17 protein-coding genes are annotated in these 20,375 nt (G+C 38.0%); all 17 read right to left on the bottom strand.

Annotated features, from left to right (window positions below):
• Positions 1-2: 2 nt before the first annotated feature.
• The 17 genes from moaA to IGJ37_RS05765 all read right to left on the bottom strand — a co-directional run bounded on the left by moaA (position 3) and on the right by IGJ37_RS05765 (position 20,374).
• Complete coding sequence (gene moaA / locus IGJ37_RS05845) at positions 3-977, bottom strand: GTP 3',8-cyclase MoaA (protein WP_080296903.1); 975 nt, start codon at positions 975-977, stop codon at positions 3-5.
• Positions 974-1,483 (bottom strand): cyclic pyranopterin monophosphate synthase MoaC, encoded by a 510-nt coding sequence (gene moaC / locus IGJ37_RS05840; RefSeq protein ID WP_002360420.1) that lies wholly within the window; start codon positions 1,481-1,483, stop codon positions 974-976. Before moaC ends, moaA begins: the two co-directional genes overlap by 4 nt.
• Positions 1,484-2,201: 718 nt before the next feature.
• The gene (locus IGJ37_RS05835; protein WP_325814782.1) at positions 2,202-3,404 is read right to left on the bottom strand and encodes a molybdopterin molybdotransferase MoeA; all 1,203 of its coding nucleotides are present in this window, start codon (positions 3,402-3,404) and stop codon (positions 2,202-2,204) included.
• Positions 3,405-3,421: 17 nt separating this feature from the next.
• Positions 3,422-6,142, bottom strand: a complete 2,721-nt coding sequence (fdhF, locus tag IGJ37_RS05830) for a formate dehydrogenase subunit alpha (RefSeq protein WP_207491286.1) — start codon at positions 6,140-6,142, stop codon at positions 3,422-3,424.
• 2 nt (positions 6,143-6,144) lie between these two features.
• The gene (locus IGJ37_RS05825; protein ID WP_194928167.1) at positions 6,145-7,443 is read right to left on the bottom strand and encodes a complex I 51 kDa subunit family protein; all 1,299 of its coding nucleotides are present in this window, start codon (positions 7,441-7,443) and stop codon (positions 6,145-6,147) included.
• A gap of 11 nt (positions 7,444-7,454) precedes the next feature.
• Positions 7,455-7,943: an NAD(P)H-dependent oxidoreductase subunit E gene (locus IGJ37_RS05820; protein WP_002357722.1), complete on the bottom strand. Its 489-nt coding sequence runs from the start codon at positions 7,941-7,943 to the stop codon at positions 7,455-7,457.
• Positions 7,931-8,512: a hypothetical protein gene (locus tag IGJ37_RS05815; protein ID WP_002384574.1), complete on the bottom strand. Its 582-nt coding sequence runs from the start codon at positions 8,510-8,512 to the stop codon at positions 7,931-7,933. The genes IGJ37_RS05820 and IGJ37_RS05815 overlap by 13 nt, the downstream gene beginning before the upstream one ends.
• Complete coding sequence (locus tag IGJ37_RS05810; protein WP_010818374.1) at positions 8,502-9,326, bottom strand: formate/nitrite transporter family protein; 825 nt, start codon at positions 9,324-9,326, stop codon at positions 8,502-8,504. The genes IGJ37_RS05815 and IGJ37_RS05810 overlap by 11 nt, the downstream gene beginning before the upstream one ends.
• A 15-nt stretch (positions 9,327-9,341) precedes the next feature.
• Entirely contained in the window at positions 9,342-9,917 is a 576-nt protein-coding gene (gene mobA / locus IGJ37_RS05805; protein WP_002361748.1) for a molybdenum cofactor guanylyltransferase, read from the bottom strand.
• Between the two features lie 140 nt (positions 9,918-10,057).
• Entirely contained in the window at positions 10,058-11,086 is a 1,029-nt protein-coding gene (locus tag IGJ37_RS05800) for a lysylphosphatidylglycerol synthase transmembrane domain-containing protein (protein ID WP_002360426.1), read from the bottom strand.
• Positions 11,087-11,105: 19 nt separating this feature from the next.
• Entirely contained in the window at positions 11,106-11,372 is a 267-nt protein-coding gene (locus IGJ37_RS05795) for a DUF1294 domain-containing protein (RefSeq protein ID WP_002360427.1), read from the bottom strand.
• Positions 11,373-11,517: 145 nt separating this feature from the next.
• The gene (pepT, locus tag IGJ37_RS05790) at positions 11,518-12,747 is read right to left on the bottom strand and encodes a peptidase T (protein ID WP_002378325.1); all 1,230 of its coding nucleotides are present in this window, start codon (positions 12,745-12,747) and stop codon (positions 11,518-11,520) included.
• Between the two features lie 29 nt (positions 12,748-12,776).
• Positions 12,777-13,895 (bottom strand): Nif3-like dinuclear metal center hexameric protein, encoded by a 1,119-nt coding sequence (locus tag IGJ37_RS05785; protein WP_002369477.1) that lies wholly within the window; start codon positions 13,893-13,895, stop codon positions 12,777-12,779.
• On the bottom strand, positions 13,879-14,595 hold the full coding sequence (locus tag IGJ37_RS05780) for a tRNA (adenine(22)-N(1))-methyltransferase (RefSeq protein ID WP_002357733.1): 717 nt from the start codon (positions 14,593-14,595) through the stop codon (positions 13,879-13,881). Before IGJ37_RS05780 ends, IGJ37_RS05785 begins: the two co-directional genes overlap by 17 nt.
• 202 nt (positions 14,596-14,797) lie before the next feature.
• On the bottom strand, positions 14,798-17,440 hold the full coding sequence (gene alaS, locus IGJ37_RS05775; protein WP_325814780.1) for an alanine--tRNA ligase: 2,643 nt from the start codon (positions 17,438-17,440) through the stop codon (positions 14,798-14,800).
• Between the two features lie 345 nt (positions 17,441-17,785).
• On the bottom strand, positions 17,786-18,469 hold the full coding sequence (locus tag IGJ37_RS05770) for a helix-turn-helix domain-containing protein (protein ID WP_002381934.1): 684 nt from the start codon (positions 18,467-18,469) through the stop codon (positions 17,786-17,788).
• A gap of 546 nt (positions 18,470-19,015) precedes the next feature.
• Positions 19,016-20,374, bottom strand: coding sequence for a DEAD/DEAH box helicase (locus tag IGJ37_RS05765; protein ID WP_002385937.1), 1,359 nt, complete (start codon positions 20,372-20,374; stop codon positions 19,016-19,018).
• Between the last annotated feature and the right edge of the window lies 1 nt (position 20,375).

Raw genomic sequence — 20,375 nt, 5'->3', positions numbered from 1 at the left:
ACTTACCCTCCTATTTGTGACATAAATCGTTGTTCTCCTTGTTGTTCCATGAAAAGATGTTTTTCAGGCTTGCAGGCAATGCCACTCTTGATAATCCCTAACAATTCTGCTGTTTGTTCCATAGCTAAAGCTTCCTTTAACGAGTAGCCGTCTGCAGAATGCAGGCACGTTTTTAAATGACCGTCTGCAGTAATTCGAATCCGATTGCACGTCTCGCAAAAACAATGCCCTAATGCACTAATAAAACCTATTTTTCCTTTAAAATCTTTTAAGGCGTAATAACTAGCAGGGCCATTGCCCAATGGTTTTTGGTATGGTTGTAACGTTCCATAATGTTTAGTTAAAATGTCTTCTACTTCTTCTTGTTGCTTACCTGGATGCTCCTTCCCTAATCCAATTGGCATCATTTCAATGAAACGAAGATGCACAGTCTCTTTCTTAGCGATTTCAGCCAGTTCTACAATTGTTGCTTCACTTAGCTCTTTCCTAGCTACAGTATTAATTTTGATATTAGGTAATCCCACATCAATCGCTTGTTCTAAGCCCGCCAGAACATTCCTTAACTGACCAACTCTTGTTATTTCTCGAAATTCTTCTGGATCCAAAGTGTCTAAGCTAATATTAATGCCGTCCAAGCCCGCCTCTTTTAACCCTTGAGCCTCACGAGCTAACTTCATGCCATTAGTCGTTAGGGTTACTTTTTCGATGCCTGAGATTTGCTTTATCCTTTTAATTAAAGAGAGTAAATTCGGTCTAACAAGCGGTTCACCACCTGTTAATTTAACTTTTTTGATGCCTTCTTTCGCTAGTATCCTCAATAAAAAAATAATCTCATCATCTGTTAGAAGCTGCTCTTTTTTTAAAAAGCAAAGACCTGTTGCTGGCATGCAATACGTGCAACGTAAGTCACAACGATCTGTTAAAGACAAACGAACATAATCAATTTCACGGTTAAATGCATCTTTCATGCTGTTCACTCATCACTTTCCTTTGATTTAATTGAAGAACGAATGAAATGACCACTGCGTCCACCATTTTTCTCTAATAAACCAATGTTTGTCATTGTCATTCCGCGATCAATTGCTTTACACATGTCATAAATTGTTAAGAGTGCTGCCTGCACACCTGTTAGCGCTTCCATTTCAACGCCAGTTGAACCCACTGTTTTTGTAAAGCAACGTACTTCTAAACAAGTTTGATTGCGCCAATTAAACTGAATTTCACACTTTGTCAAAGCAACCAAATGACACAAAGGAATCCATTCAAACGTTCGTTTTGCCGCGGTAATCCCAGCGACTCTTGCTACCTGTAATACTTCACCTTTTTTAATCATTTGGGTCTGGATCGCTTCTGCTGTCGCTTCCAACATGTGAATTTCTCCATAAGCGAGGGCTGTTCTTTGAGTGTCATTTTTTTCCGAAATATCAACCATATGCACTTCTCCTTGTGTATTCAAGTGCGTAAATTCCTTACTTTGAACCATTTCTCCACCTCACATTTGACATTTGTTAACGTTTACACAATACTTCTTTTTCAAGTGTATCACTCTTGCATCAAAAAAACAATCTGGCATCCATAATTTTTTTTAGTGAGAAATCGAAGTTAAAAATGTTAAGCGACAAAAATTACGTGATTCGCTTAGCCTGACCAGACTTTTGTCTAAGTCTTAAAACTTGATAAGCAATAAGAGGTCGGGACAGAAGTGCTTAACTCCGAGAACCAAGTAGGTACTGTTCAACATCTATTTGCTTTGCAAATAGTGTTTCTCAGCAATAAGAAGAAATTTCCGAAAATTGTCATAAAACACAACGAGGTACGAATTGATGTTGCATGATACCTACCCGGTGTTCTTTAATTTTTGGAGACCAAGTAGGTATTGTTCATCATCGAATCACTACGTTCTTCGTGATTCTCAACAATTTCGGCTTATTTCCGAAGGACCTTCACCAAGTAGGTACGATGATTTCATCTGTTCATGCTTCACAGTGAAACATCGCAACTCTTAGAGCTGTAGCTCTTTTGAAGGCTGTACTGTGACGAGACGCATGTCGAGAAAACACCTTAGAAGTTGTTGAGATCGGAGCAACGCGTAGTGTTGCTTCTGTTCCCGCCGTTTATCAATTTTTAAGCCTGGAACAAAAATCCAAAGTGATTTTTGTTCCAGGCTTTTACTTTCATACTAATCTTAGGTCAGGTTGTCATCAAGTTTGCCAATAATAGACTTTTACAAGCGCGCCTTTTTTGAGTAGTACACCAGCTGGTTGTTCTAGCAGGCAATTTGTTTCTAAAGTATTTGATAAATTGGATGAAAGATGACTTTTTGTCACTAAATTTACTGTGCCATCTATTTCTTTCGCTCGGTAAAATCGACGTAGTCTACTGGGGGCTAATTCATGCGCTAAAATTACTGTTCGTTCCTTGAGATTTAACTCGACACAATTAAAAAAAGTAGCTAATAATGTCCAGTAAAAAAGATGTAAATTAACCATTGCCGCAAACGGATTGCCTGAAACGCTTAAAATGAGTGTTTCTTGAAATTGACTTCCCATAACTGGGGCTCCAGGTTTCATATTTACAAAATGAAACAACTCTGTTCCTCCGATACGTTTAATCGCTAAAGGTAAATTGTCCTTTTCACCTACCGAAACACCACCACAAGTAATTAATAAATCAAGTTTTGGTGAAATCTCAATCAGCCTCTTCGCTAATTCTTCAGGGTCATCTGAACAATGGTCTAGGTGGATTACTTCATTGCCACTCGCTTTGACAAAAGCTGCTAACATGTAGAGATTACTATTATAAATTTTCCCAACTGACAGCGGTTCTTCCAAAGAAACTAACTCACTACCTGTCGTTAAAATCCCCACCTTCATGCGCTTCAATACAACAACTTTATCAATCCCTTGCATTGCCAACAGACCAATCATGCGACTATTAATCTGTTGATGTTTTGCTAAAATTTTTTGCTGAAAAGCAATATCTTCTCCAATTTCCGCATAGTTTTGGCCCGCAGTGACAGAGCGAAAAATTTTAACATGGTCTTGCCCAAAATCCGTCCATTCTTGTGGCACTACAGCATCAAAATCGGTTGGAATAAAAGCACCTGTTGTTATTTTAATCGCACAGTTATTCGTCTGATTACAATAAAACATGGAATCCCCTGCCACTAAAGAACCGACGACTTTTAAACAACTTGGGCTTTCAGCAGTCGCACCTCGTGTTTCTACTGCACGAACGGCATACCCATCCATCCCGGCACGAGGAAAATGAGGAATCGCTGTCTCTGCAAAAATGGTTTCTCCGCTAATCCGTCCCAAGGAATCAAGCAGCGCCACTTCTTCTGTTTCACATTGACTCTTCATATGTTGGGTCATTTTCTCTCGTGCTTCTTCCAACTCGATCATGTTTTAACCATCCTTTTTTATTTATTCACTGGTTTAATCGCAACGGCACAAACTTTATATTCAGGAATTGTGGCGATATCATCAAATACAGCATTGGTGATTTCGTTAACATTCCCATCTGGAAAGTGGAATGTCATAAAGACTTCTTGCGGAAATACTCGATTTCCGACAGCCGCATAGGTTTCGATTTTGCCACGTCGAGAATGAACTTCAACTTTGTCACCTTCTTGGATTCCCAGAGCTTGTGCATCGACTGCATTTATCTCAATATAAGAGTGATTCGCTATTTGGTTAATCCCTTCCGTTCGTCCTGTCATTGCTCGGGTATTGTAATGGTAAAGCATTCGGCCTGTCGACATTAAATACGGGTACTCTTCATCTGGTAATTCTTGTGCTTGCTTATACGGAATTGCTTTAAATAAACCTTTCCCACGAGCAAAACTGCCCACATGCATAATCGGCGTACCTGGATCTGTCAAGCTACGACAAGGCCATTGTAAGCTCTCCTTCTCTAATCGTTCATAATTAATTCCACCAAACGAAGGCGTCACAGCTGAAATTTCTTTCATAATTTCTTTTGCAGATTCATACGCACAAGGATAGCCCATTCGTGTCATGACTTCACAAAAAATTTCATAGTCTTCTCGCGCTTGTCCTCTTGGTTCAACAGCTTTACGAACTCTTTGCACGCGCCGTTCTGTATTTGTAAATGTCCCGTCTTTTTCTGCATAACTGATGCCTGGTAAAACGACATCTGCATAAGCAGCCGTTTCTGTCATAAATAATTCTTGAACAACTAAAAAGTCTAAACTTTCTAAAGCTTGACGAACATGTCCTGTGTCTGGATCCGTAACAATTGGATCTTCTCCAAAAATATAAAGGCCTTTGACGTTTCCTGCCGCTGCTGCTGGCAAGACTTTAGTAGAAGTTAAACCTGTGTTTCGATTTAACGGCACATGCCAAGCTTTTTCAAATTTGTCGATTACTTCTGGATTATTGACTTTTTGATAGCCTGGGAAATCATAAGGCATACAGCCCATATCGCAAGCACCTTGAACATTATTTTGACCTCGCAAAGGATTGACACCACAGCCAGGTTTTCCAACTTTACCAACCAACATTGCCAAATTAGACATACTCATAACACCCTCAGTTCCTGTCGAATGTTCCGTTACGCCTAAACAATAAATGATTGGTGCTTTTTCTGCTTTTGCATACATGCGTGCTGCTTGAATTAGATCTTCTGGATGAATATGACAAATTTCTGCGACTTTTTCCGGCGTATAATCAGCCACCATTTTTTCTAAATCTGAAAATCCTTCTGTCCGTTCTTCAATAAAGTGGCGATCTGCTAAACCTTCTTTCAAAATCACATGCATCATGCCATTAGCAAATGCGACATTCGTTCCCGCCTGAACTTGTAAATGCAGTGCACTATCCTTCACTAAGTTAATTTTCCGCGGGTCAACAACAACAACTTGCGTTCCTCTTTGGACAGCTTGGCGAATTTGCGCACCAATAACTGGATGAGCTTCTTCTGGATTGGAACCTACTAATAAAATCATGTCGACATCTTCAGTGATATCAGCAATAGGATTAGTCATCGCACCAGAGCCTAAGGTTTGGGCTAAACCATGGACCGAAGCCGAATGACAAACACGGGCACAGTTATCAACGTTATTGGTACCAAAAGCAGCACGCACCATTTTTTGAAAGACATAATTATCTTCATTTGTCGCTCTAGAGCACGAAAAACCGGCAAGAGCATCCGCGCCGTTTTCTGCTTTAATTTCGTTAAATTTTGACGAAACAAGCGCTAAGGCTTCTTCCCAAGAAGCAGGTTCAAAAATCCCATTCCGTTTAATTAATGGCTCCGTTAAGCGATCTCCTGACCCAACAAATTTATATGAAGCAAATTTTCCTTTCACACAAAGTAAATTTTTATTAGCTGGTCCATCCAGGGGTTCAACACCCACCAAACGATTATTTTTAACGAGTAAATTCATCTGACAGCCTGTCCCACAATGCGGACAAGTTGTAGGGATTTTCTGGGTTTCCCATTTGCGGTACTCTTTCGTATCTTTTGCTGTTAACGCACCTGTAGGACAGGAAGAGACACAATTGCCACATGATTCACAGATAGATTGATCAAACGCCTGCCCATAACTCGGCATCATTTTTGTTTCAAAGCCACGATTAGCAATACTAAGTACATCTCTTCCCTGCCGCAATTGACAGACACGGGCACAACGACGACACATGATACACTTTTCTGGATCATAAGAGAAAAATGGATTACTGGTATCTTCTTGATGGCAAGGCATTCTTTTTCCCTCGGTAAAGCTAGTGGCATCAATCCCATAATCTAGCGCATACTGTTGTAATTGACAATCCCCGTTTTTTCCACAAGAAAAACAGTCTAATTTATGATTACTCAATAATAAATCAAGAATAAAACGTCTGGAATCAGCAACTTTTTCAGAATGTGTTGCCACAACCATGTCCTCTTGACAATGTGCCGTACAAGCAGTTGTTAAGCCACCACGTCGGCCGCCTTCCACCTCAACCACGCACATCCGACAAGAACCATCAGGTGCTAATTCCTTTAAATGACAGAGCGTTGGAATTTCAACACCTAGCCCTTTCGCTGCTTCGAGAATAGTAGTCCCTTTAGGCACAGTTACTTCTTGGTTATCAATAGACAACGTAACTGTTTGCGTATGCAACTTTGTTTTCATTTTTACCAACCTCCTTTGCTGGTGGCATAAATTTCTGTTTCAGCAGTCGTTTCAAATTCTTCTGGAAACAAAGCCAATGCACTCTTCATTGGATTTGCGACGGATTGGCCCAAACCACAAGCTGATAATCGCGTGACATGTGTGAGCATCTTTTCCAATCGTGGCAAATCACTAGCTGTTGCCTCGTTCCGATTGAATTTACTCAATAATTCCAAAATCCTAGTTGTTCCCAATCGACAAGGGGTGCATTTACCACAGGACTCATGAGCAAAAAAGTCCGCCACGTGTACTAAATAGTCCACAACATTGACTGAATCATCCATTACTACAATTGCACCAGAGCCGACAGATAAGTCATGGGCCCATAAATCTTCGTAGGAATACAAACAATCCCTTAACGTTGCGACAGCACCAATTGGACCGGATTGTCCACCGAAGTGAATAAATTTTAATGCTCGACCAGTTGCAGAGCCTCCGCCGTATTGCTCGCCATAAATTATTTCTTCTAATGGTGTTCCAAGGTTGACCTCGTATAAGCCCCGATTTTTAATATGTCCAGACAAACAAATTAGCTTTGTGCCGCCACCATCGGCAGTACCCATCTCTAAAAAGGCTTGTCCACCTTCTCGTAAAATTACGGGAACACTTGCAAATGATTCAACATTATTCACTAATGTTGGTTGCAAATATAAACCAACATCTGCTAAGTGTGGTGGTTTGACACGCGGCCGCCCCGTTTTTCCTTCAATTGAATTTAAAAGTGCTGAATTTTCCCCACAAATATAGGCGCCAGCACCAGAAATAATCGTAATATCATAATTGAATCCTTCAATTCCTAAAATGTTTTCCCCTAAAAAGCCAGCTTGTCGTGCATTATCCAGTGCTTCTTGAAATGTTTTTTGGATTCTGCGATATTCTCCTCGCATATAAATATAACCTGCTTTTGCTGAAAATAAATAACCAGCAATGATCATTCCTTCAATCACACTCAATGGATCTTCAGATAAAAGTACTTTATCCTTAAAGGTCCCTGGTTCGCCTTCATCAGCATTACAAACAATGTACTTTGTGGTTCCTTTTGCATGATAAAGATGGCGCCATTTTTTTCCTAAAGGATAGGCTGCTCCACCGCGACCTCTTAAGTGAGCAACATCCAGTTCGTTTAAAATTTCTTCATCCGATAGTGAAATTGCTCTTTTTAAACCATCAAATCCATCGTATTTACAATATTCAGCAACATCGGTCGCAGATTGCATTTTTCCCATTCTCTCTAATAACATTGGTTGGTTTCTCTTAAGCATTGACTCACCTCCTACAGTCCTTCATAGCAATCATTTTGTAAATGTTGAATTAATTGATAAATTTTCTCTTCTGTTAGTTGACTAAAAACGGTGTCCTTAATTTTAATTACTGGACCTAAATCACAAGCCCCGATACAAGGAATACTGTGATACATAAATAAGCCATCTGGTGTCGGCTGATTCTCTGGCACTTCTAAAATGGTTTCTAAAACTTCGGCAACCATCGCCCCACCAGTATAATGACACGGTGTGCTGTTACAAATCTTCAAGACATACTTCGCTTGCGGTTCCGTCTTTAAAATGGCATAAAAACTGACGATTTCATAGACTCGCGCTTCCGTTAAATGTAGATGCTCTGCAACTAATTGAGCTGTCTCCTGATCGATATACCCTTCTTCTGAAGCAAATTGTAATTCAATTAAAATATTTAAAATTCGTTGTGGATCAGCATCGTTTTCTAGAATAATCGCTTCTTTTTCAATTAAGCTTAATGCACACATTCCTTTTTATTCCCCCCTTTTAGTGAAACTTGAAGTTGTTCTCCTTGATAATAGATACGCAATTCTTTTGGTATTTCAGCAGATAGTAAACAAAAATCGGCTTTATCTATGACTTTTTTTGCTGATTCTTTTTGGCGATTCTGGTTATTCATCATAAGAAATAGTCCTGGCTGCACAACATTACGTAATGAATTTGATTCACAAATGATTAATGCTTGGGCCGGCACAGCTTTCAGAAATTGCTGAATGGCTTCCGCCAAATTTTCTTGAAAAACTTTCAATAGAAAAACTTTTTGACAGCCTGCAGCTAATAATTTCATGGTATCTTTATTGCCAATCGTCTCTTTCTCTTCTACTAATTCATAACCAGCTGTAATACTGGTACAAATTCCACATCCCTTTGTGCCTCGTTGACACACCCCTCGTTGACCACTAATCGTAATAATCTTCAAGCCATAAATTGGATAGATTTCTTGGTACTGTTTAATAAGGGCTTCGGCTAATGTCGTTTTGCCACTATTCCGACCAGTAGATCCAATTTGAATCATATTTGGTACCTCAATTGCCATAGAGCTCCTCCGTCTGAATCGTTTTCTCAACTCTTGGTTTGACAGTTGCTGGTTTTGTCATAAAGATCAATGGTACGGCCATAAAAAGACTGCCACCTACTGCATTGCCTAAAAATACCCATAATGTATTCTGCAAATAATCCCACCAACTGATTGTGGTACTTTGTGAAAAAATTGCCGCTGGAATAATAAACGCATTGGCGACCACGTGTTGAAACCCACAAACAACGAAAACCATGACAGGAAACCATAAGCCAAACATTTTACCTAAATATGATTTTGCCAACGCTCCGAGATAAACCGCTAAACAAACAAAAATATTACAGCCAATCCCTGAAACAAAAGCAACTATCGGTGGATCAGCAATTTTCGCCTGAGCAACTGCGACTGTTTTATCCAGAAACGCACCTTCAGTTAACCCAACAATATGGCCAAATAAATACGCCACAAGAAATCCGCCTAGACAATTGGTCAATAAAACAACTAGCCAGTTATAACAAAGAGCGCCCACTCGAACCTTTTTCTGTAATACGCCTAATGTCATTACCATCATATTGCCTGTTGCTAACTCACCACCAACAAAAGTAAGCGCTATCAATCCAACTGGAAATAAAGCTCCACCCAGAAAGTTGTTAAAACTTCCCCATTCTGTGGGGGCAGTTCCAGTGATACGAATAAACGCCAAGTAACCCAGTGCAATACAAAAACCAGCCATGATGCCTAAAATACAGAGTCGAACAAACGATAATTCCCCTTTCATTTTTGCCTTATCACCTAAGCTTGCAACTATTTCTTCACTACTGAAAAAATCCATTACGATTCCTCCTTTTTATCGATACCACTGAGACAATTCTTCTTTTCGATTGACATTTTTAAGTTGATTCTCTTTTGATAGTTGCACCGTTTTTACAGATAGATGCTCAAATTCTTGCCGAATCTGATAGTTATTTTGCGCAAGCTGTTTTTGAAATGTTGGTAGACAAGAACATCGATAAAAGCCAAATAATGGTTCTTGACGACCTTCAAAGTCAAAGATTGTTACTTGATTTTGTCCACGCTTAGAGGCTAACTGATACACAAGTTTAGGAGAAAAAGTTGGTATATCACAGGCAATTACAAACACTTCAGCTTTCTGAGTATAGTTCATTGCTGTCACAATCCCACCTAATGGCCCCTTTCCAAGATACATATCTTGAATGATTGTGCATTTTCTAAACGCCTTAGGAAATTTTTGACTATCATTCGTTACTAAAATAACCTCTTCGAACAGTTCCATTAACTTTTCAGCTGTTTGCAAGATCACGTATTGGCCTTGAATTTTCAATAATGCTTTATCAAATCCCATCCGTGAACTTTTCCCGCCGCATAACAGCACTGCTGTACAATCAGCAATAATTTTCGCCACCCCTTTACCATAATTTTTGTTAGTTCAAAAAAATATTTTTTAGTCATGTATTAAGTCTATTATAAGACATCCCTCGTACAAGTCAATTCCTTTTAAAAAAAAAGAACGAGAAAAAGAGCGACTCTTTTTCTCGTTCTACCTTATTCATCTGTTTGACGTTTTATTTCTTCAATCTCAATGCGTAATGATTTTCGTTTCTCAATGGCGACATAAACCAAGCCAATCAAAAAGGGTAACACAAAACTACCAAATCGATACAGTAAAACAGATGCTACAGCATCAACATTGCCGACCAATGGTTTAAACAACAATAAGTAAACAAATTCAAATGGACCAATGCCAGCAGGTGTCGGAATAACTCCTGAAAGAATAACAGCAAAACTGGTAAAGGACATCACTAATAATAAATCAATATTCGGGTGATTTTCTACTAAAACAATGTAAGGAATAATGTACCAAAATAATAATTTAAATACATTCCATGAAAAGATTCGAAGCAACGCTGAGCGATCTTGTGTAATTGTTTGGACAGCTGCCCGCAAGGAATAGATTTGTAAATTACAATTATCCACCCAATCTCTTAGTTTTGGTCGTTTAAACCAACGATTGGCAAACTTAACCAATAAAACTTGCAACTTTAAGCTACTAGATAAAATAAGTAATGCTGCAATTATTACTAATGTTAAAATAACACCTGCTAAAATGAATGGAATCATCTTAGGCGCATTTTCATAAAACAGGGAAAATTGAATAATCAAACCAATAATTGCTAAAAAAATCACGGCTGCTTTGTACATAATCATATGTAATGCCGTTATCCCCACACTTTTAGAAACAGGAATTCCCTTTTTCTTATAAAAATAAATTTCTGAAAGCAAGGTTCCCGTGCCAAATGAAATAATTCGATAAAATGCTACATAACAAGAAGTAAAAAAACCATCCACTGTTGTAAAGTCTTTGTTAAAATAACGAGCTATTTCCTTGATTGAGCGCCCTTCTGCAAATTGATAAACTACTCCAAAAAAAATAACAGCAATCAGCACCAGCCAACTCGTTTCCATCAGTTGAGCAAAAATATCACTTAATGAATTATCCATGACATAAAAGATTACGCCTAAAACGATAATCATTAACAACATATTTAAGCCAATTTTTACTTTTCCTTTCATCGCTTCTCCTTTTTTGTTCTTACTTAAACGTTAGATAGATGCAACTAATCATCGCGATTACGCCAATTGAATAACACAATGCAAAAACTGGTTTTTGGGTTTTATGATGAAATTTCTTTTGTCCCATTAGCCCACCTAGACCGCCACCGACAAGTCCTATCGTCAATAAGCGGCGTTCTGGAATACGCCAGTTCCCACGTTTTGCTTGTTTTTTATCATAACCCATCATACTAAACAATACTAAATTAATGACGAGGAAATAAATGATTACTATCCACTGAAGCATTCTTTCTGGCCTCCTAACTAGTTACTGTACTAGGATACCTTGTTCTGATTCTAATTGCAAAAAATTTTTCAATGACTCATGAAACTACAACAGGAAAGTAAGTTCTCGGTTGCCCGTTTTCTTACTTTCCTATTGAGTGTCTCATTTATTTTGCATTTAATTCAGCAATTTTAATAATCACATTGGTCGCTTTTTCCATGGCTTGTAATGAAACAAATTCAAAACGGCCATGCATATTTTCGCCACCAGCAAAGATATTTGGTGTTGGAATCCCTAAATAAGAAATTTTTGAGCCATCCGTTCCACCGCGAACAGGTTCAATAATTGGTTGAATTGACAATTCTTCCATTGCTTGTTTAGCAATTTCGACAATGGACATATCTTTTTCAATCACTTCTCGCATATTATAGTATTGATCAAATAAATCAACTTTGATTCGTTCTTCATCAAATGGTGCATTCAATGTTTGCTGAATTTCTTTAATTTTAGCTTTACGTGCTTCAAAAATCTCGCGATTGTGATCGCGAATAATATACGTCATTGTAGCTTCTTCTGGCGTTCCAGCAAACGCTGCTAAATGATAAAAGCCTTCTTCACCTGCTGTTTTTTCTGGAACTTCGTCAGCAGGTAAGGCATTATGGAAATCAATTCCTAATTGTAACGCATTAATCATTGTATTTTTTGCTGTTCCTGGATGAACGTTTTTCCCTTGAATTGTAATTTCTGCTTGCGCCGCATTAAACGTTTCAAATTGTAATTCACCTACTGGTCCGCCATCCATTGTATAAGCAAAATCCACGTTAAATTGAGCGACATCAAATTTGTCGGCACCTACACCAATTTCTTCGTCGGGACCGAAAGCCACACGAATGGTGCCATGTTTAATTTCTGGGTGATTAATTAAATATTCCATGGCTGTCATTATTTCCGCAATACCTGATTTATCATCAGCTCCTAATAAAGTGGTACCATCGGTTGTAATAAGTGTTTCACCACGATAATTTTTTAAGTTAGGAAAGTCTTTCGTGTTTAAAGTGAATTTGCCTTCTTTATCTAAAGGAATCGTTGATTCTCCGTCATAGTTCTCAACAATTTGCGGAGAAACATTCACTGCATTAAAATCAGCGGTATCCATATGGGCAATAAAGCCGATTGAACGAACGTCTTTCTCCACGTTACTAGGTAACGTAGCAATCACAAAACCATTTGTTTCGTTATAAATAACATCGTTCATCCCTAATTCTTCTAATTCTTTTTTTAAGGTTTGTGCAAAGGCTACTTGTGTTTGTGTTGATGGTGTCGTTGTGCTTGTTGCATCTGAGCGTGTTTCTGTTTTCACATAGCGTAAAAAACGAGGTAATAAATTTTCATACATAAAAGAACACTCCTTTAATCTTCATTTTTTTATTTAAAACGAAATGGGTTGGTATTCGCTTCTGATTCAAAAATGGATACAGCCCACTCATTTTCTTGTTTCCATTGATTCATTAATTCCACAAGTTTTGGCTTACAAAGCGCTTCAATGTAATGACCAGGATCGATGACTGGTAAATCTTCAGCAATCATGTCATGTGCCGTATGATAATACACATCACCAGTAATATAGACATCGGCTTGTTTACGTAATGCATCATGATAGAACTTTTCACCACTTCCACCACAAATGGCTACCCGTTGAATCATTTTAGTATCATCTTTTGCAATGACCCGCAAGCCATCCAATTGGAAAGCTTCCTTGACTTGCTGTACAAAATCAGAGAATCTCACAGGCTTGTCTAATACTCCAACCCGACCTAAACCAAATTCTTTTGATTGATTTTCAATGGTATAAACATCATACGCCGGTTCTTCATAAGGATGCGCCTGTAACATAGCTGCAAGAACTTGTTCTTGCTTAGTTTCAGGGAAAATCACTTCGATTTTTGCTTCTTGGACGACACTTTCTTGACCAATTTCGCCAATCGTGGGATTTGCTCCTTGTGTTGGTGTAAAACGTCCTGTTCCAATTAAAGAGTAACTTGTTTTAGAATAATCACCTTGAGACCCGGCGCCAGCTAGACCTAAAGCTTCTCTCATTTGCGGAGCTTCATCAATTGGCACAAAAACGGCTAATTTTTTATAAGGAACAGTATGTGTTTTAGTTAAAAAGGTGGTCTGTTTAATTCCCAATAATTCACAAAACCAATCATTTAGCCCATTGTCAATAATATCCATATTAGTATGCGCTGCGTAAACAGCAATATCGTGTTTTAATAAATCAGCGTACATTTTTTCTTGAAAATTATCTGTGGTTAATCGCTTAACTGGGCGGAAAATAGGTGGGTGTTTCGCAATAATTAAATCAACCTGCTTCTCAATTGCTTCTGCAACGACCTCAGGACGAACATCTAAGGTAACCATCACATTTTCAATTGGTTTATCTAACGTACCAATGTGCAAGCCCACAGGATCTCCCGTTTCAGCTAGCCACTCGGGACAATAGTCATTGAAACGTCGAATCAATGTCTTACCGTTCACAGCCATTGGCCAGCACCTCCTCAATTAATTGTTGGTCTTGCTGTAGTTTCGCTTGTTTTTCAATATGTTCTCCACTTGCTTTTGCTAGTTGTGCAAGAACAGTTTTGCGCTGTTTTAATTCTCGTTGCCATTTTTTAGTAAAAACCGGTCCTTGTTTTTTAATTAAAACTGGCCCAAATAGTAATTCTTGGTCCGTATAAGAAACGGATTGCTCTGTTTTTTCAGCTACGATAATTTCATACAACTTACGGTTTTCTTCCACTATTGTTTCATCAATAATACTGTAGTCATTTGCCATTAACCAGCGGCGTAAAGTTGGTTCACCAATATTCGGTTGTAAAACAAGGCGTTCCTTCCCTGTTAAACGATTTTTTTTGCGTCCAGCTTCTAAAATATCTCGGATTAATGTGCCGCCCATTCCACAAATACTAATGACGTCTATTTGATCTTCAGGTTCAATTGCATCTAGCCCGTTCGCTAAACGTACGATAATTTTATCCGTCAAATTGGATTTACTGACTTGGGTTTTGGCAGATTGATAAGGGCCTTCCACCACTTCCCCAGCCACAGCAAAAGACAGTTTATTTTCTAACATTAAAGCAACTGGTAAATAAGCATGGTCTGAACCAATGTCTGCTAAGCGACTTCCTCTAGGGATTAAATCACCAACCGTTGCGAGACGTTTTGATAATTGATTTTCATTCATATTTTTGATTCCTCCGTTGCTTATTATACCATTGTCAATTGAAGATGAAAACTTACACATTCGTGCAATCTACTGTTTTCTCTCCCTAATCACTTATAAAAAAGAACCCCCTTCAAAATCAATTTCATAACTTTGAAGAGGGCTGTCATTATTGCTATAAAGAGCATTCTCCTTATATTAATAATAGGGAAAACATTTTTAATTAGGCATTTGCCAACCAGTTTTCAACTTCTGCTAAGGCATCCGCAATCCCTGCTGGATTTTTCCCACCAGCTTGAGCCATATCAGGACGACCACCGCCGCCACCGCCAACTTTTGGCGCAATTGCTTTGATTAAGTCACCGGCTTTTAAGCCTTTTCCGTTCATGTCTTTTGTCATAGCCCCTAACAAGCTTACTTTTTCATCTTGTGCAGTTGCTAGAACTAGTACATCAGACAATTCTTTTTGTTTCCATTGGTCAGCCAATTGGCGTAATTGATTCATGTCTTTAACATTGACTTGAGCGGCAATATAACGAACACCGTTGACGTCTTTGACATCTTTAAAAATGTCACCAGCTTGTTGGTTCGCTAATTTGCCAGCCAATTGTTCGTTTTCTTTTTGTAGATCACGTAATTGTTGTTGCAATTGCTCTGTTTTCGTAACCACTTCTTTTAATTGAGGTGATTTAACTAGTGTAGCAATCTCTTTCAATTGACGTTCTTCTTCTTGTAAAAGTTGATACGCTTCTTTACTCGTCACTGCCTCAATACGGCGTACTCCTGCACCAATCCCAGATTCAGAAACAATTTTGAAAATCCCGATATCTTCTGTATTAGCAACATGTGTTCCACCACATAATTCGATAGAGTAATCCCCAATATTAACTACACGGACTTCTTTGCCATATTTTTCGCCAAATAACGCCATTGCGCCCATGTTTTTCGCTGTATCAATATCTGTTTCAATTGTGACAACAGGAATAGCTTCCCAGATTTTTTCGTTAACGATGGCTTCCATCCGCGCTAGTTCTTCTGATGTAACTTGCCCAAAATGAGTAAAGTCAAAACGTAGATGTCCTGGTGCAACTAATGAGCCTGCTTGGTTGGCATGCTCCCCTAACACATCTTTTAAAGCACGATGCAATAAATGGGTTGCCGTATGGTTTTTCAAAATACGTGTCCGCATCCGTTCGTCCACTTGCAATTGATAAATTTGACCTTCTGCTAATGGCGCCAAAACTTCTACTTTGTGTAAAAATTGACCGTTTGGTGCTTTTTTCACATCCACCACGTTGGCAACGACTTCCCCTGCGGTATTTTTTACATAGCCGCGGTCAGCAATTTGTCCACCCATTTCAGCATAAAATGGTGTTTCAGCAAAAATTAATTCGGCTGTTCCTGCAGATGCTTCATTTACTAGTGCGTCACCTTGAATAATAACAAATAATTCACTATCATGTGTTAATTCTGTATAGCCAACAAATTTACTTTCTACTTTAATATCTGTTAATAAAGCAGATTGAACACCCATTGAAGTTTCTTTACTGCGGGCAGAACGAGCACGTTCACGCTGTGCTTCCATTTCTGTTTCAAACCCAGCATGGTCGACTTTCAAGCCTTCATCTTCTGCAACTTCTTCCGTTAATTCTACGGGGAAGCCAAAAGTATCATAAAGTTTGAAGATAATTTTTCCATCTAATGTATCGCCTTTTGCATCTTTAACTTCTTTAATAACCTCATTTAACATGCTTAAACCTTCATTGATGGTTTCATGGAAACGTTCTTCCTCTGTCCGAACCACTTTTTCGATGAAGTCTTTTTGTTGTAATACTTCTGGATAGTAGCTTACCATGATTTCGCCAACAACAGGCACTAATTTGTATAAAAAGGCTTCATTAATGCCTAATTTTTTCCCGTGCATTACCGCACGACGTAATAAACGACGTAACACATAGCCACGACCTTCATTTGAAGGAAGCGCACCATCACCAATTGCAAAGGATAAAGCACGAATATGGTCAGCAATCACTTTAAAGGAAACATCCGTTTGTGGTGCATCTCCATATTTCACGTTAGTTCCTAAAGCTTCTACCGCATGAATGATTGGCATAAATAAATCAGTTTCAAAATTTGTTGGTGCATCTTGAATGATAGATACAACACGTTCCAAGCCCATGCCCGTATCAATGTTTTTATGTGGTAATGGTTCGTACGTATCTTCTGGTGTATGGTTAAATTCAGAGAACACTAAGTTCCAAATTTCTAAATAGCGTTCATTTTCGCCACCAGGATAATTTTCTGGATCATCTTCTGGAATATCTAAAAATTCTTCGCCGCGATCATAAAAGATTTCCGTATCCGGACCACTAGGACCAGCACCGATATCCCAGAAGTTATCTTCTACATCAATAATATGGTCTTCAGATAAACCAACTTCATCACGCCAAATGCGTTTTGCTTCTGTATCTTTCGGATAAACAGTCACATATAATTTTTCTGGGTCAAAAGCAAGCCATTCAGCACCAGTTAAAAATTCCCAGGCCCAGTGAATCGCTTCATTTTTAAAATAATCTCCAATTGAGAAGTTCCCTAACATTTCAAACATTGTATGATGACGAGCCGTTTTCCCAACATTCTCAATATCATTTGTACGAATAGATTTTTGAGCATTCGTAATTCTTGGATTTTCTGGCACAACAGAGCCATCAAAATATTTTTTCAAGGTTGCAACACCAGAGTTAATCCATAATAATGTCGGATCGTTTACTGGTACTAAAGAAGCACTTGGTTCTACTGAATGTCCTTTAGACTTAAAGAAGTCTAAATACATTTGACGAACTTGACTACTTGTTAATTCTTTCATTGATTTTCCTACTTTCTATTAATAATTAACTATTTATGTTTTGTACCCTCTTAAGCGGCAGACTGTGAACACAAAAAACACCATTGCAGTCAAGGACGATTGCTCGCGGTACCACCTTGATTGCAATGATGTTGGATCATTACCTCTTAAGCTCTATAACGCAGAGTCGCGTTGATATTTCTATCAAGTCCATCTAAAGGGAGCAAGTAAATTTATCTGATGCCCTTCTCTCAGCAATGAACGGCTTTCTGTGATCAAAATAAGATTCCTCATATCCTTTAGCTTATAGTCAAAAGTATAAGAAAGATCTGCTAAAAAGTCAATTGTTTTCGTAGGAATCTTTCCTTACTGAGCTGTTTCAAATAACGTTTGCTCTAAATAAGGCAAAATTTGTTCATTTATTTGATACCCTTTTCCCCAAGAGGTTGTAATAATCTCTTCGTTCATACCTGCATCACTAAATTTTTGTTTCACTCGTTTACATACGAAAGACAGCTGCGATTTTGTAGAAGCATCTGGTTCTTTCTGCCAAAGCAAGCGACAAATTTGATCACGATCCAACCCTTCGTGGGCATGCTGATACAAGATTTTTAAAAAGCGTTGCTCGTTTTTTGTAAAGCGAATCTTTTTTACTTGGTCATCAAGTAGCTCGGCTGTGACTTCGGCAAAACTTTGATCGACAGTGTCAATTTTTTCACGAATATCTTCCAATGAATCTTTGAGGCCTAACCACCGGATAATACCTCTTTCCTGCCAAATCTCCGCTTCACGTTTATTACACATCGATTGTGAACGTCGATAAATCGGCTTCTCTAACGATGAAAGACTTCCTAATAATCTCAAGCAATCGTTCTGAGATAGTGTTTCGCTTAATACAATTGCATCAAAATAATTAAAAAAAGTTAACTCATGTTCTATAGTTTCTTCACAGCAGTTCGTACAAAAGACTTCATAATTTAAATGTTGTAATTGCTGCTGAAATGTTTGCTCAACTAAAATGTTCTTTGTTAATACCAAAATCCTTCTCATTTCTTCTTTCCTCCTAGAACTCTTTCTGCTACCAATAACTAAACGCACCAATCAAAATACGTTACCAAATCGTGTGTTTTCTCCATCGATTGGTTAATAAACACCTTTTTATCTTCATCTCTCTTCGCTCCTTTATTCTTTATTTTGGTGGTTATTTATATTATATTAGAAAATGATTTTTTTTGTGTGTAAAATTTTTTTATCCTCCGTAAAAAAAAATGAATTTCCTTTAATATCAACTAATAAAGCTGATTTTTTAACAAAAAAAGTGCCGAAACTTCCTACTTTTTGCTAAAACACGCCAAAAATTCTGTAATTTTATTATTTTTTTCTCGAGAAAACATCAAAATGTTGATGTTTAACACTAACATTTTGATGTTTTCGACAAAAATCTTTACAATTAATCGGTAATTTTCTCTACTTTTAACGATAACTACTTTTAAAAAAGAGTTATTTTAAAAGTGACTTAAATATTTATCATATAAAAAGTAAGGGACTAAAATCTTTACGATTCTAGTCCCTTACTTTTTATAATCCACAACGTTTTTAGTTAGAAGAATTCTTTTTTGCTTTCCTAGCAGAACGATCTTTTTGACGACGTTCAATTTTACGTTTTTTCTTATTGCTGTCTTCAATTGCCCAATTAATTTTTTTCTTGTATCCTGGTTTAATTTTTTTCTTTTTCTTTTTCACTAAACCAATTAACGTTGGGTCTAATTCTTCTCGAGATTTTTCTCGTTTTGTTCGACGATTACGATCATACGTCTCTACAATCTCACCATTTTTAATTTCTTTTGGTTTGAAAGAAACACCTAACTGCTCAATCTGAGTAATCGCTTCATCATCTGCTGGTGAATATAATGTTATGGCAGTCCCATTCAATCCATTACGTCCTGTGCGGCCAACCCGATGGATAAAGAAGTCCAATTCATGTGGAACTTCTGCATTGATGACATGTGAAACCCCTTCAATATCAATCCCACGTGCGGCTAAATCAGTAGCTACTACATATTGGTAGTCAAGATTTTGAACTTGACGCATCACACGTTTTCTTTCGCGTGGTGTAATGTCTCCATGAATTTTGGCAACTTTTAGGCCCTGATCTTTTAAGTAATCGGTGATTTCATCAACTCTTTGTTTAGTATTTGCAAAAACAATCGCTAAATAAGGATGCCCGATAGTCAATAATTGATAAATTATTTGATTGCTGTTTTTTCCTTTGGTGGAAATCAACCAATTGTCAATTGTTTCTGAAATAACTGCTTTTGGTTTGATATGTTCAATCACTGGATTTTCTAAATATTTTTTTAAAAATGGTCGTAATTTTTCTGGAATGGTTGCAGAAAAAACGAGCATTTGTAATTTTTCTGGCAAACGACCCGCAATTTGATCGACTTCTGCTAAAAAGCCCATATCTAATGTCATGTCTGCTTCATCGACAACAAAGGCAAAAGCCGTATGCACTTTCAAGGCTTGTTCATTCATCATATCTAAAATACGCCCTGGTGTACCAATCACCACATGAGGTTGCTGATGCTTTAATTTATTTAATTGACGTTGTTTATCTGTTCCGCCAACAAAATTTGACACTCGAATTTCTGGTTGACTGAAACGAGCCAGTTGCTGCGCTTCTTGATAAATTTGATTGGCTAATTCACGACTAGGCGCAGTAATCACAATTTGTACTTCGTCGATAGTTGGCTTAACTTTATCCATTAATGGAAGTAAAAAAGTATGCGTCTTTCCACTTCCTGTTTGCGATTGTCCAATGACACTTTTCCCTTTCTTAATGATTGGGATTAATTTTTCTTGGACTTCTGTTGGTTCTTCAAACCCTTTTTCTGCGAGTGCTTCGTTGATAAAAGGTTGAAATTGAAATTGTTTAAATGAAGGCACTTGCCTCACC

The sequence above is a fragment of the Enterococcus sp. AZ104 genome, assembly GCF_050546705.1.
GTDB classification, from domain to species: domain Bacteria; phylum Bacillota; class Bacilli; order Lactobacillales; family Enterococcaceae; genus Enterococcus; species Enterococcus faecalis.
This window is presented reverse-complemented; position numbering and strand designations above follow the sequence as displayed.